This window comes from Vibrio owensii CAIM 1854 = LMG 25443, assembly GCF_000817815.1.
Lineage (GTDB): Bacteria > Pseudomonadota > Gammaproteobacteria > Enterobacterales > Vibrionaceae > Vibrio > Vibrio owensii.
Genome location: NZ_JPRD01000035.1, coordinates 1 through 15,277, shown reverse-complemented (window position 1 = coordinate 15,277; position 15,277 = coordinate 1). Strand labels below are relative to the sequence as shown.

Sequence of the window (15,277 nt, the reverse complement as noted above, 5' to 3'; positions counted from 1 at the left end):
TTTTGGTACGCGTAGGGTTATAAATCAATACTTATCGAACCAAATTACAGTGCCTTTTTAGTGGTTCGCGTGAGGTATACTGTATGTGAACTATTTGTGTTTACCTGTTTATATCGACAGTATCGTAAAGTTAAATGGTTATGTATTGCATTGGTTACCAATGAGCCTTTATCTGCAATACTGAGGGTATTCACTGTCAGTAATTGTAGAGTGTATAAGTTAACTGCTTGGCAATATCGCCATACTAATGAGAGTTCTATGAAGAAAGTTAATCAGTTAAAAAAAGAGCATCATTATGTTTGGGCTAACTATTTAAGAAACTGGTCAGGAACAAAGAACAAAGTCTGGTTCAGGAGTGTAAGAGGTAAGCTAGTTGAAGACAGTGTAAAGATGATTGCTAAAGAGCGTCACTTCTACCATGTCAGGCCGATTACAGAAGACAATAAAAAACTAATGGAACTAATGTCAGCGAAAAGTGAGATTAGAGAAGGACACATGAATCTATTAAAGTATTTTATTTATGTTGAAAATATGGAAAGACTGTACAAAAATAGCAATATTCAAGATTACGAAATAGAAGAAGCGTTTGAAGCACATAAACATAACTCTCTAGAGAACCTACATACTGCGTATGAACAAAGCGCAACCTATGCCTTGAAAAGCCTTGCTAACAAAGATTTGTCTTTCTTAGATAGTACTAAGCATGCAGTAAGTTTCTTTAATTATTTGGGTCAACAGTTTGCCAGAACAAAAGCATTCAAAGACTTCGCTTTACTTGCAATGTCCAAAGGTGACTCAAAGGGATCTCAATGGATACATAAGAATTCTGATGAAAGTTGGTGGTTTCTTAGTCATATGCTTGGTGGGAATCTGGGATTTTCAATGTATAGCTCTAGGGATAACTATAAAAATTGCCTACTAGTCAACGAAAGCGATATGCCGTTTATTACTTCTGACTGTCCTTCTGTCAATGTTTACCCTGAATTAAAGCGAGAATCCTTTCAATCACCAACAGAAGAACAATTTGATTTGTTTTATCCTATTTCTCCAATCGTTGCTTATGTATATTGTAGTTCGAGTCAGTTTCGTGGTGGGATTTCTAAGGTAGGCAGAGAAGCTGTCGTAAAACTGAACACAGAAACGGCTAGAGGTGCTCATATACACATTTTTGATAACAGTGAAGAGTCGCTAAAAGCCTACAAAAAGTATGTTGGAGAGCGATACGATAGAGTTCAAGCCTTTGTGAACACGCAGTTATAACCCTCTCAACAATATTTGATTTTCAGAAGCTTATATTTTTTGTCAGCGCAAATTCAAGATCGTTGTTCGAATGATATGTTAAATGAGTGATTACTAATAACATGGCTTCCACCAAGTTATCGCGGAACTGACGATAACGAACCCATGCATAACACAGCAGATAAAGATGCGCCTGCTCGGGTTTCAGTTGACGCAGATCGTAAACGGTATAGAAGTTTGCCAGACTTGCGTAATAGAGCAGGTTTTGTTGAGAAATATTCAGTGCAGGTAAAATATTGCAGGCTTTATGATGTAATGACTCCAAAATGGTTCTTCCCTTTCTTGACTCATCTGTCGCCATCCGAAGTCACGCGCCTCCTGTCTGAGAATAGCAAGGCGAGAAAGGGTTTCATCGCGTTCAATCAGCTTGTTCAAATGGGCAATGGTTGTGTCATCAAGTTGTTCCGTTAAAACCCGTCCCAACCTCTGCCTTTCATCTGAAAGCACCTTGCTATCCTAGTGGCTTTATTGCCTTTATCTCCGTAATTTGATTAAAGCCATTCTTTTGTTGACTAATTTTTATCTCCTCTGCACAACAACATATAGCTGTCCGCTATGTAAACAAAAAGGGAAGTATCCAGCTTAATTTCTTTATTACAAAATTATCATTTGCGTTAGTTAAATATGCGACGCTTTTACATTTTTAGATTTGCGCTTTTGGTTAGCATCTTACCTACATAACAATCACTCTAAGATGAGAACTAAGTATGTCTAATAGGTCACCGTCGTCTCAATTATTTGAGCACCATAGAACTTCCTTAGAAAAATTGGATTATATCAGTCCAATGGATATTGCAGCGTCAACTTTCTCTAGTTTCTTTCAACAATGCAGAGGCTGTTTAAGTAAGAGCGAGGCCAAACAAGTATATCGTGAGGCGAAAAGTTACCGCCAACAACTCCAAGCGAAAACTCGCAAAGTTTTAACCCATTCCAACCCACAGCTTAAACAAGTGCCGCATCTGGCAATCGACCCGTTGCAACAAGCATCGCTTGATTACGAAGTTTTGTTCGGTCAACGTGCTGATGCTTACGTGTCCGAATCCTCGGTTGCATCGATGTTTTCTCCCGCTGCTTATCTGACCGAGTTATACCGAGAAGGTAAGCAATTGCACACCAGTGACCAGCCGCAATATCTGGATAAACGCCGACCGGATCTGAAATCGTTATCGCTGAGTCAGAGCAACTTGGACACCGAAGTGACAACCTTGGCGCTATCCAATGAAATCCTGTCGAACACCATTCAAAATAGGACTGATAAAGATGCCAACGAAGTATACGAAGCTCTTGACTACGCTGCTTATCCGTTTGATCTTCCGTATCACAAACCTTTTACCAGCATAGAAACGGCACTGACAACGCAAAACAGCAGTTTTGAAGCTCTTGCCCAAGCTCTAGCGCCGAGCCAAAAAGCCGGAGCTTTCCCAACAAATATCCGTGCAGCCTATGCAAACCACCTGTCGCCGGGCCTGAGAAGGCTATTGCTGGAGCCGATTCCCAGTGAAAGTGAAGAGGCAGATCTGAACAGTGCGTTGCTGCGCCATTTTGGTACAGCCGATATTGAACAACTGTCTGATGTAGAATATTTTTGTCAGCGAGTGGGGATTAGCCAAGATGAACTAAATAATTATTTGGGGTTGCCTATATTTGAACAGGCATCAGGTAGTGTCGATTACTATTCACGCATTGCACATACTCCTCGTCCAACACCACTAAATGAGTATGGCGGTCAATACCTAGCCATCTCTGAGTGTTTTGGTTCTCAAGATGATGGTGGCAGTGGAACAATTGTTGGTGTTAATTCGCTAGGCAAATTGGTTAAAAGGGCTTTTACATATACACTTTTTGACGACGGTAGCCAAATCAATGATTTTTCGATATTACCCTCAAACGTTGCAGAGCATGTTATTTTTTCTGTTAGCTCCGCCCTAGATGACTCAGAAGGATGCATTGACATATATATAAACTATGAACCAGTGCTATCTCAAGATGATTCAGTTCCAAGAGCATATTGTTATTTTAACGTAACAACCGATATTGAGTCGGTCAGTGAACTTGAGTTTAGAGTCGCTCGAGGTGGGTATAACTATCAAGCAGCGACGACAGTTTCGTTTGATGAGCCGACCAATCTGTCCAAACGCCAGTTTATTTCCCTCAGTAATCTAATCCGTTATTGCCAAAAAAGTCCGTTGTCTCCCGCTGCATTAAGTAACTTAATACAGCTATCCTCAATAGACGACTCTCAACCCCATATCTCAGAGGAGACACTACAACTCACGGCTCGTACTTTGGAGTATCAAAAACGTTATGCCTTAAGCGAGGACGATGCATTGGTGCTGGCTGGGGCGGACATCAACGTCTATGCGCAGTCGGGTAAGTTGAGTCAATTTGACTTATTGTTCAATAATCCGCCACTGAATGATATTACATTTACTACATACGGCACCATTAGCTTTGCTCTGGATGATACGACGCATGTACAAGAACGCTCAGTCCTAAAACGCGCGTTAGGCGTTGATGACGCGGGGTTGGTGACTCTGGCAGCTATTGTGGATCACGATGATTTCTCTTGGCCCCGCAGTCTGGATAACCTCAGCGCACTATACCGCGTGGGATTATGGGCAAGGGTGCATAATTTAACCCCACAAGAACTACAACTGTTGTTGCAACTCAATGGAAAAACAGAGTACCCGCGAGGTTACACCTCGCTTGCAGACTACTTGGACGCCATCTACAGCACCAATCAATGGTTGGTTGCACAGCAACTGAGTGTGGCAGAATTAAACGTGATGACGACTAACGCTTATCCTGAAACAATGACGCCGGAAATCGATAGCCTCGTCCGTACGCTCTATCAGGTGGTAAAAGAGGGGGAAGTGGGGGGAACGTTTGAAGTGGCCAGTGTGTCTTCGCACACCGCCGTCGCAGGCGAAGACCTAGTGGCCGAAGTGCTGCTGACCCGTGCGATTCATATCAATGATACGGGGGATTTGGCCAAACTCGCGGTCAGAATAAACGATATTAGCACTACCTCGACGGACTACGATGGCTCTGCCATTCAAGCAGAGTATCTGGATGTTGGCGGCAATGTCCTGAAGTCACAACAGGATATTCAACTCGTAAGCCCTTGGACGTTGCTTACGATGCCGGTAGGTACCGTGTGCGTGCGGCTGACTCTACCAACCGTGGCAGATAACGATGCAACAGACGAGCAACTGTCCATTGAGGTAGCGCGACAAAATAATAGTATGGGGAGTCAAACTGGCATGGCTACTATCACGCCCGTCGGCAGTTACACTTACACACCCTCACCACGCGCTGCCATGCTTCCCTCTGCTTCCCTTCACCGACTGTTGGCACCTCATATCGCCGCCACCTTTGGTTTGGATAACGTGGATATCGCCATAACACAGCAAGTGTGGGTAGAACAAATTGCCGCTGACCAAGACTTGAGTCTGACCAGTATGGCCGCTTTCCGTGATGCCATTATTGATTATTGCGAAGGGGATACGCCCAAAGTCGAAGAAAGCGCTAAGCTTGCGACTTTCTGCCAAGCCCTAGGTCAGTTGGCATTTATCATTCAATACTGGAAATTGAACGCAGCGGCATTAAAATTGGCGGTGAATAAACCATCAACGTTAGGAAGCAATCTGACTGGCAAGCTGACGCTTAACTTGAATACCCAACAAGCTCTAAATCGCTATAAAACGCTACAATTATGTGCCGGTGAAGCGATCAGTGAATGTTTGACTCTATTGGATACCAATCAGCTTGATACTGCAGTGCTCGCCCGTTGGTTAGATATGCCAGAAAGTGAAGTAGCACAGGCCGCCAACTGTGTAGGTGCCTACTCGGCTAACCTAAACGCCAGTCAAGCCGTCTTTATGATGGAATGGTTGGATCAATCTGTCAGTCTAGGGTTGTCGGTCCAAGCTCTAGGCGATTTGTTGAACAGCGAAATTGATCAACCTTACTCTGAATGGCAAAATCTTACTGGAGCGCTTGTAGCTGGTATGACGGATTCTTCCAAACGGAACCAGATGAACATTCTACTTGGTGAATCGCTCAGTACCGCTCTGTGTGCTTATTTCATAAATACCGTAGCTCCTTCTTTACCTAGCAGCATATCCATAAAGAATCGTGACGAGCTATTTGATTATCTTCTGATTGACAATCAAGTGAGTGGGCAAATCACAACAACCCGTCTCGCTGAAGCCATCTCCAGTGTTCAGTTGTACATCAATCGTTGCCTACAAGGGCTTGAGGAGAGTGTTGACCGAAATCAATTGATGGAGGCTTTCTTTACTCAATGGAATTCGTATAACAAACGCTACAGCACTTGGGCTGGCGTATCCAAATTAGCTTATTACCCGGAAAACTACATTGACCCGACGTTGCGTTATAATCAAAGTGGTCTTCAAGGCGAATTGCTTAATGAGTTGAATCAGAGCCAGTTGAATAAAGACTCGGTCGAAACGGCGTATTCCAATTATCTTAACGGTTTTGAAGATATAGCTAACCTAAAAGTGCTGTGCGGTTACCACCATGCGGCAGAACTGAACAAAGGCTTAAGTTATTTTGTTGGTCGCAGCACCGCGACTCCTTATCGTTACTACTGGCGCAGCTTGAATCATGAGTCTGGCGATGGAGCGGGTGGTTATGTAGCTTCCGCTTGGACTGACTGGGAAGAAATTCAAGGTCAAATCACCCCATTCAACAATGAAGTGCGCCCGGTTCTCTTCAATAACCGGCTGTATATCGCTTGGGTCTCGCAGCAAATGGTCTCGGACGGGGTTGATTCGAATGGTGAGCTGAATCAAAAGACACAATACAGCTTGCAGTTGAGCTACCGGAAAATCAATGGTAGCTGGGCGCCGACGATAAGTTTTCCGTTTTTTGGCAAGGTTAAACTGACAGATGATGATGGGAGCTCTATCGGTAAATTACCGAATACAGAAGTCACGCCTCATATTTGGAAATATAGCTCAGATCTGTTTGCTATTAATGTTTCGGGGAATTCTACTTTAGACGAATTCATAAATGTAAAAGTGGATGGTGTTAAAGTTAATCCAAATGAACACGATGTAAGCTCAGTGGATAATTTTGATAATTTTAATGGTCATAAAACCTACGTTTTTAAACCTGAAAATCCGGAGTTGTTTAGCGTTAAGGTGACTACCCGTACTGAAAATCATCTTGATAATGGAGGACCCGAGGTTATTACGTCGGAAGATTCCTTCAAAGGAAGTTTTGATGAATCAGATTACGCGGATTTAGCGAATCTAAATCTCTACGTGTCTTACCATCCTTTACAGAATGCAATTTTGTTCATGTTGTATGATCATTCGCTTGTTCATGGAAATTATGATGGAAACGGCTCTATGGCTACAGGTGGTGAAGGTCCTGCTTATGGTGGTTTTATCTACAACAACATGGAAAATGTGTGGATTGAAGGGGATGATTGGATTGACATTTATGCATTGTTCTCAAATAACTTGAACACCAATTGGAACCCGAACAAGTTGATTCGCTACATCAATGCAGCGTCGTATAGTGCTAACGTTACAGAGTACGAGGCAATTGATACGACGGACTCTGACTGGCTAGCAGTCAGTGATGCCCATATTCAGAATGAGACCGTGGATAACTTAGTGGTTCCAGCGGAATTGTCATATATCGCGAAAGCGACGATTGAGACCAAGGATATATCCACTGAACCGAATGCTGTTGTGATTCCTGGAGAGATTGAAGACCATACCGGAGGCGGACTTAGTGCGGTATCTGCTAACATAACCGCTCAACCAGTTAATGAGAATTTTGAGTTTACTGCTCATGTTCAAGTTACAACAGAAATCGACGGTTATGATGTTACTTTGGGTAAGGTAACTACTCAAACAGTAAGTGGCCGATGGCGTATTGATGAAACAGATGTCTATAAGGGTTTTGCATATGATGGCAAACCAGAGATCCACGTCAGGTTTGTTTGGGATGGCTGGCATTCTTATGGCCATCCAATACATGTCGTAGTTAAAAATAAGGATACTGGCAAGGTGCTTTATGATGACGACGGCATTAAATTTGGCAATGGGGACGCCGCGTATATTATCTTTTCGGACCATGATCCAGAGAGTAACCCTGATGGGCGGATATGTTACGAAGTTACAGGAGGTAGTACCATGGAAAGCACCAGCTTGTTGTTCATAGAGTATACCGCAGAAGGCGTTTTCAGTGGGGCTATAGTTTCCTTTGCAGGAGAGGAACAATTAATAAAACGTCAGCCTGCGGGCACAATCACTGTTCCTATTAAACATATAATTAAGAGGGATCCAGATGGTAACGCAATCCACGAAAGTCAAAACATAGTCGTTGCCAGTGTTGGTCGCACATGGAAACAAGCTTTCACTTTGGGTCACTCGGCTTACACACTAGGTCGAAAGTTTACTTACAACTGGGGCGAAGGGGAGCTAGAGCTACCCCAGAATGGCTCGACCAACATTGACAAGGATTACGAATTCGAAATCCCTGTCAATGGTCTGAGTACAACCCGTACCCTAACGGTGAAACAAGATGGTGAGGTGGTGTACAAGCAGGACTTCAAAATCAATGCCATCAAAAACGAAGCCGTCGACATCAATCCTAACGATAACATCCAGATCATCGATGGTGACAACCAAGCTTCATATTTGGAAAATAGAACTCACCCCAAGCGCACTCGGCTTAACACGCTATTTGCACATGAACTCGTGAAACGTGCACAGTCAGGGCTAGATAATGTATTGAGTTGGGATACACAAAAATTACCGGAACCTAAGTTAGGGGATGGGACTTATGTAAAATTAGTTTTTGAACCGTACGATCCACAGATTCATGGGGATTCAAAAGAATTTACCATATTCCACGTTGATGTTTTTGAAGGTGGGGACGCGTTTGCGGTTGCCTCTGGGACATTAAGTAAGGATCAGAAAACAGAGGTACAATTTTTCCTCTCTAGGCATCCGAATGCCTATGGTGATAAGGATCATTTATATGTCAAAGCTCAATATCAAAGTGGATGGACAGAACGCTTATTCTTTGATCGTACCGAAGATACGGACAAGCCGTCACCAGAAGGTTGGTATCTGAAAGGCGAGTTGTTTGAAGGCCTTGATAGTGCACAGGCCCTGAAAGATAAAACTGAACCAATGGATTTTAGCGGCGCTAACGGCTTGTATTTCTGGGAACTGTTTTACTACACACCAATGATGGTTGCTGAAAAATTACTGCAATCGCAGAATTTTGAAGAAGCCGAGCGTTGGCTGAAATACGTATTCAGTCCTGAGGGTTATCTGGAAGGTAAATTCCCAGAGCGTCATCATACGGATCGCCAATGGAACACTCGTCCACTGGAAGAAGATACCGCCTGGGATGAAACACAAGCAGATAGTACTGACCCCGATGTGGTAGCGCAGGCTGATCCGATGCACTATAAGGTCACCACCTTCATGAAGCTGCTGGACTTGCTCATCGCCCGTGGTGATATGGCTTATCGTCAACTAGAACGCGATACCTTAGCTGAAGCTAAGATGTGGTATCTGAGTGCACTGCAGTTACTGGGGCCGCAACCGGACTTGCCTGAGCAAGGCAATTGGAACAATCCGACATTGTCGCAGGCAGCCAGTGACACCACGATGCAACAAAGCTTGATGCTGATGGAACGTCTGGTGCGAGGAGAGACCTCAGAGTTAACGACTCTGAAGGCGCGCACTGCTAATTCATTGACTGCGTTGTTCTTACCTAGCGAAAATGACAAACTGAAAGGTTATTGGCAAACATTGGAGCTGCGTCTGTTCAATCTGCGCCACAATCTGAGTATTGACGGTCAACCATTAACACTGCCTCTGTTTGCCACGCCTGCTGATCCAAAGGCTCTGCAGAATGCCGCTGCCGCCAGTGCAGGCGGTTCTGATGCTCTGCCAAGCAACGCAGCGATAGCGATTCAACGCTTTCCTGTCATGTTGGAGAGTGCTCGTAACCTAGTTGGTCAACTGATCCAGTTTGGTAATACGTTATCTTCTGTTTTGGAACGCAAAGATAGTGAAGCCCTCAATGCGCTACTGCAAACGCAAGCACAAGAACTGATGCAGTACAGCCAACAGTTGCAGGACAAAACCATCGAGCAGTTACAAGCCGAACAAAAAGTCTTGTCTGCCAGCTTAGATGCCGCTACAGCACGACGTGATAGCTATCAAAAGTTGTTAAATGAAGGTGTTAGTACTATTGAGCGTCAAAGTATTAACGAACGCATCGCCTCCGGCTCGATGTCTGTGGCAGCTAACGCAATGCGTTCCGCCGGTGCGGCTCTGGATATGGCGCCAAACGTCTTTGGTATGGCTGTGGGGGGAAGTCGCTGGGGCGCTGTTACCTCGGCGATCGCTTCTGGTATGGACATTAGCGCTATAGGGTTGGCAACCGCCGCCGAAGCGCACTCGCTCACTGAGCAATATCGCCGCCGTCAACAAGAGTGGTCTATCCAACGAGATAGTGCTGCACATGAATGCGCGCAATTGGAGGCACAACAACATAGCTTAGCCGTTCAACTAGAAGCGGCTCAATTACAGAAAGACTATGTAGCGATCCAACAGGCGCAAACTCAAACTCAGTTGGATTTTCTTAAGACTAAATTCAGCAATGTTGAACTGTACAGCTGGATGCAAGGCCGTTTGTCTGCGGTGTTCTACCAATTCTACGATTTGACGGTTGCCCGTTGTATGAGGGCGGAGCTGGGTTACCAATGGGAAACTCAAGATACTTCTTTCTTTATCCAACCCGGCGCTTGGGATGGTAACCATGCAGGATTGCTGAGCGGTGAAGCATTGTTGTTGAACTTAGCTCAGATGGAATCGGCTTATCTAGAGTGGGATGGACGAGCATTAGAAGTGAATCGTACGGTTTCGATGGCACAGGAAATGGGAATCGATAGTGCCGGATTTAATGCCGAAGTCAACCTGGTGTTGGACGATACAGTGTCCTCATTACAGCCGCACACCTTGGGAATGGTAGAAATAATGGGTACCGAATCAAAGGTATTCACTGCAAGTATCGACTTGAATGCGTTGGCTATCGCAGATGATTACCCTGACGCTATGCTGAGTAACAGTGGCAGTTCGGTTCGTCGCATCAAACAAATCAGCGTGTCGCTACCCGCACTATTGGGGCCGTATGAAGATATTCAGGCGGTGTTAGGCTACAGCGGCAATGGCAACGGCATCCACCAAAGCTGTATGCACACCGCGATCTCACATGGTATTAATGATAGTGGCCAATTCCAGCTGGACTTCAATGACAGCAAATACCTGCCGTTTGAAGGGTTGCCGATCAATGGTGACGGCAGTGCCAAGTTAACCTTGTCATTCCCACATGCCGGGAAAGCCGAGAACGTTAACGAGAACATTAATAAGCAGCGAAGCATTCTGCAAAGCCTGAACGACATCGTGCTGCACATCCGCTACACCATCCTTACTGACTAACCATGGAGCCAGACCTTCCCCATCTCTATGGGGAAGGTTGGATCAATTTATGCAAAATATAAATAATCTGAAACTGGAAACCCCTACTCTGCCTGCAGGAGGAGGGAGTATTGGTGGGCTGAAAGGAGACATCGCCGGAGCTGGTCCGGACGGTGCCACAACGCTCAGTATTCCACTGCCAATCAGCGCTGGGCGTGGTTTCGCCCCTTCTTTGCAATTGAGCTATCACAGCCGTGCTGGCAACAGTCCGTTCGGAATGGGTTGGAACATCAATGTGATGTCTATCCGACTTCGCACAAATAAAGGGGTGCCACATTATGATGGTACTGACTCTTTCGTCGGCCCAGATGGAGAGGTATTGGTGCCAGTCATGAGCGGAGGAACTCCCGAAATCCGTCAAGCCAGTACTTTATTAGGAGAGTCTCTTGGTGAGAGCTTTACGGTCCATGCCTACCGCTCCCGAACCGAAACAGATTTTAGTCGTTTGGAGTATTGGGTGTCCTCTTCGAGTGCTGCGACCACTTTTTGGGTGATCTACACCTCTGATGGCCAAGTACACTTACTGGGATATCAGGAACAGGCTCGCATTAATCATTCTGTGGTTCCGAACCAGAACGCGGTTTGGTTAATTGAGTCATCCGTATCCGCTACGGGTGAGCAAATATTCTGGCAATACCGAGCTGAAGATGACACCTTGTGTAGTCCTAGAGAAATCGCCGCTCACTCAGATTCAGCAGCTCAGCGTTATCCAGTTTCGATTTGGTATGGCAACAAAAAAGCGGGGCGTACTCTATCGGCCATCTGTGCTTCTCCAATTCCTTCTGATTGGCTGTTTGCATTGGTCTTGGACTATGGTGAGCGAGGGGTGGATGTGAATAACGAACCCTCTTGGCTTGCTCCGGGAGAGGGGAATTGGTTGTGCCGACAGGATATGTTTTCTAGTTGGGAACTCGGCTTTGAACTGCGTACGCGTCGCCTTTGTAGACAAGTGTTAATGTATCACGATGTGACGGCTCTGAGCGGAGAGGAAAATACTGGTGATGGCATGACGTTAGTTACCAGACTGGTTTTGGAGTATAACGAAAACTTGTCGGTCACGACGTTGGCCTCGCTGCGTCAAGTAGCTTATGAGCCAGCGGGCACAATGTGTGCGCTTCCTCCTCTGACATTCGATTGGCAAGAATTTCCCCCTCCAACGGAAGCTACTTGGCAGCCTCGTCACGATATGAACAACCTGAATGCATTACAACCTTGGCAGATGGTTGACTTGCACGGTGAAGGTATGGCGGGGATTTTGTATCAAGATTCGGGAGCATGGTGGTATCGAGCGCCAATTCGCCAAACAGGGGGTTCTCAGGATGCAGTGACTTGGGAGCGCTCATCTCCTTTGCCATCCATTCCTTCCTTGCAAAGCGGAGGAATGCTTATGGACCTTGACGGAGATGGGTATCTTGAATGGGTCGTGACAAGTCCGCGCATGTCTGGGCATTACAAGCGAACGTCGGAACGAGAATGGCAAACCTTCACACCGTTATCGGCTTTACCAACGGAGTTTGCTCACCCTCAAACTCAATTAGCTGACATCACAGGCTCTGGATTGATGGACATGGTGCTCATTGGCCCTCGAAGTGTGCGTCTATATAGTGGTACAAGTGACGGCTGGCAACAGGCGCAAACGGTGGCCCAATCAGCCGGTATCACACTGCCTATTGTGAATAATGATGAACGAACGTTGGTTGCTTTTAGTGATATGGCGGGGAGTGGCCAACAGCATTTAGTGGAAATTTGTGCAGATAGCGTTCGTTATTGGCCTAACTTAGGACATGGTGACTTTGGCGAACCCATCGAGATGTCTGGGTTTAGTCAACCTGGAGATAGTTTTAACCCCGCTCAACTTTATCTAGCAGACATCGATGGCTCTGGCACCACCGACCTAATATATGCACAGCATGACCACCTCCTGATTTATCTCAATCAGAGTGGCAACCAGTTTGCTGAAGCGTTCCGTGTATCGTTGCCTAAAGGTACTCACTATGATCGTACATGTACTCTACAACTGGCTGATATTCAAGGCTTGGGCGTCACCAGCCTCATCATGACCATTCCTCATCTCACGGTGCAACATTGGGTGTGCCATTTATCAGAAGCTAAGCCTTGGCTCCTGAAAGGAATGAACAATAATATGGGGGCAAATCATACATTAACTTACCGAAGTTCTGCCCAATATTGGCTGGATGAAAAGGCAAACTGTTTGGCGCAAGCGCTTCCCACTCCTGCATGTTATCTGCCATTTCCATTGCATACTCTGCAATGCACAGAGATCACCGATGAAGTCACCGGTAATCGTTTGGTTAGCACCGCTAGCTATCGACATGGAGTCTGGGATGGCCGTGAGAAGGAGTTCCGTGGGTTTGGTTTTGTGGAAGTTTACGATACCGATATTCTGACCGCGCAAGGCAGTGCGGCAGAAATCAACATGCCGACTATCACTCGGAGTTGGTACGCGACAGGTTTATCTGAAGTAGACAAGGCATTAGTGAAGGAGTTTTGGTCAGGTGACAGTGCTGCTTTTACTGGATATACCCCTCGCTTTACCAGTGGTAGCGGCGACAATGAACAGACGCTGACTCCCGACGATAGTACACTTTTTTGGCTAAACCGTGGGGTGAAGGGCATGTTATTGCGTAGTGAATTATACGGGGATGACAACAGTAACCAGGTAGACGTACCGTACACAGTGACAGAAGTTCGCCCACAAGTACGTTTAATTGATGCAAGCAGCGACTTTCCGGTTGTTTGGCCTCATGAGATTGAGCATCGCAGCTATTATTACGAACGCGTCATCAGTGACCCTCAGTGCACTCAACAAGTATTAATGAGCAGTGATGAGTATGGAAGGCCGTTGAATCAAGTTAATATCCACTACCCGCGTCGTATCCAACCCACAGACAGTCCATATCCTGATAGCTTACCTGAGACCCTGTTTGCTGATAGCTTCGATAAACAGCAACAAAAGTTGCGCCTCACGCAAGCTCAGTACAGCACGCATTTATTACAGGATGTTAGTCAGGGTATTTGGTTCCATGGGCTCCCTAATGCGACACGCGAAGATGCATTTGAATATCCGGCAACTAAGGTTCCTGAGGATGGATTAACGTTAGAGGCGTTGCAGTCAGATAGCGACCTTTTGGCTGATAATGCGGCAACCTTCGTAGGTCAACAACAAACTTGGTATTTCGATATTGATGGTAATGAGACAAATCTTTTGCCTGCGTTCCCACCATTGGTCGCATTCAATGAAGGAGCAACCTTAGATAAGGCAATGGTTGACGCGCTTTCTGCTTATGTTGACTCGAACACCCTTGTTCAAGCTGGATACACATCGTCAGCATACTTGTTCCCTCGCTCTACCGAGACAGGGTTGACGCTTTGGACTGTACGACAAGGTTACCCCACGTATGATGACTTTGAGCATTTTTTCCTTCCTAGCTCTTACCGAGATACGTTGCTGACAGGGGGTACAACCGTCACTCGAGATACTTACGACTGTGCCGTGATAAAAATACAAGATGCAGCGGGGTTAACGACTACCGCGGACTATGATTGGCGATTTTTAAGTCCGGTCTGCACAACAGATGCGAATGATAATAGAAAGTTAGTTACGTTCGATGCTCTAGGACGTGTCACCTCTGCTCGCTTTTATGGTACGGAAAATAACCAAACCGTGGGATACAGTGACAAAGCGTTTACGCCACCCAAAACGGTCGATAGCGCTTTGAGTTTAACGGCTCCTTTACCAGTGTACCTGAGTATGACTTACATTCCTGAAAGTTGGACGTGGGAGGGAGAGGAAAAATTGCCGCCACATGTTGTCACGCTGACCACAGACAGGTATGACACCGACGCTGCTCAGCAGGTTCGACAGAGCGCTGTATTTGCGGATGGGTTTGGGCGCACACTGCAAACAACAGTTCGTCAAGTTGATGGAGAAGCTTTGCAGCGACAAGATGGCGGTTCGCTTGTCACAGACGAGGCTGGAAATCCATTGCTGGCTAACACGAACTTTCGCTGGGCGGTGTCTGGTAAGACGGAGTATGACAACAAAGGACAAGCTATCCGGACGTTCCAACCTTACTTCCTGAATAGCTGGAAATACCTTTGTGATGATAGTGCCCGACAAGACTTGTATGCAGATACTCACTACTACGACCCATTAGGTCGAGTAAGGCAAGTCGAAACCGCGAAAGGAGGCTTACGACGGACATTCACTACGCCGTGGTTCGTTGTCAGTGAAGATGAGAATGATACTGCGCAAGGTTAAGAACAGTCCAATTGAGATGGGATGCTAAACCTCAATAGGAGTCGAAAATATTCCCAGATCGTACCAAGCGGTCAGGGTTATCCTGGCCGCCTGTTTTCCCTACCTTGTCTCATCTTAAAAAATTGTAAAATATCAACAGGAAAACATAATGAGT

The 15,277-nt window shown here is 45.8% G+C and carries 3 protein-coding genes and 1 pseudogene; 3 read left to right on the top strand and 1 reads right to left on the bottom strand.

The genetic code is table 11. The features are described from left to right. Positions 1–258 precede the first annotated feature (258 nt). Positions 259–1,260: a DUF4238 domain-containing protein gene (locus H735_RS18480; protein WP_020197552.1), complete on the top strand. Its 1,002-nt coding sequence runs from the start codon at positions 259–261 to the stop codon at positions 1,258–1,260. A 100-nt stretch (positions 1,261–1,360) separates the two neighbouring features. Here H735_RS18480 and H735_RS30240 read toward each other — a convergent pair. Continuing rightward, positions 1,361–1,752, bottom strand: a pseudogene (locus H735_RS30240) (Tn3 family transposase); the annotation flags it as partial. A 254-nt stretch (positions 1,753–2,006) separates the two neighbouring features. Here H735_RS30240 and H735_RS18470 point away from each other — a divergent pair. Together H735_RS18470 and H735_RS18465 are read left to right on the top strand one after the other, a co-directional pair. Then, a complete protein-coding gene (locus H735_RS18470) occupies positions 2,007–10,802 on the top strand; it encodes a Tc toxin subunit A-related protein (protein WP_080641622.1) in 8,796 nt (2,931 codons plus the stop codon). A gap of 49 nt (positions 10,803–10,851) precedes the next feature. Continuing rightward, positions 10,852–15,123, top strand: a complete 4,272-nt coding sequence (locus H735_RS18465) for a SpvB/TcaC N-terminal domain-containing protein (RefSeq protein WP_020197550.1) — start codon at positions 10,852–10,854, stop codon at positions 15,121–15,123. The last annotated feature ends 154 nt before the right edge of the window (positions 15,124–15,277 follow it).

Excerpts from the sequence above, each read along its gene's own strand:
- H735_RS18470 (WP_080641622.1), top strand. The coding sequence starts at position 2,007 with ATGTCTAATAGGTCACCGTCGTCTCAATTATTTGAGCACCATAGAACT.
- H735_RS18480 (WP_020197552.1), top strand. The coding sequence starts at position 259 with ATGAAGAAAGTTAATCAGTTAAAAAAAGAGCATCATTATGTTTGGGCT.
- H735_RS18465 (WP_020197550.1), top strand. The coding sequence starts at position 10,852 with ATGCAAAATATAAATAATCTGAAACTGGAAACCCCTACTCTGCCTGCA.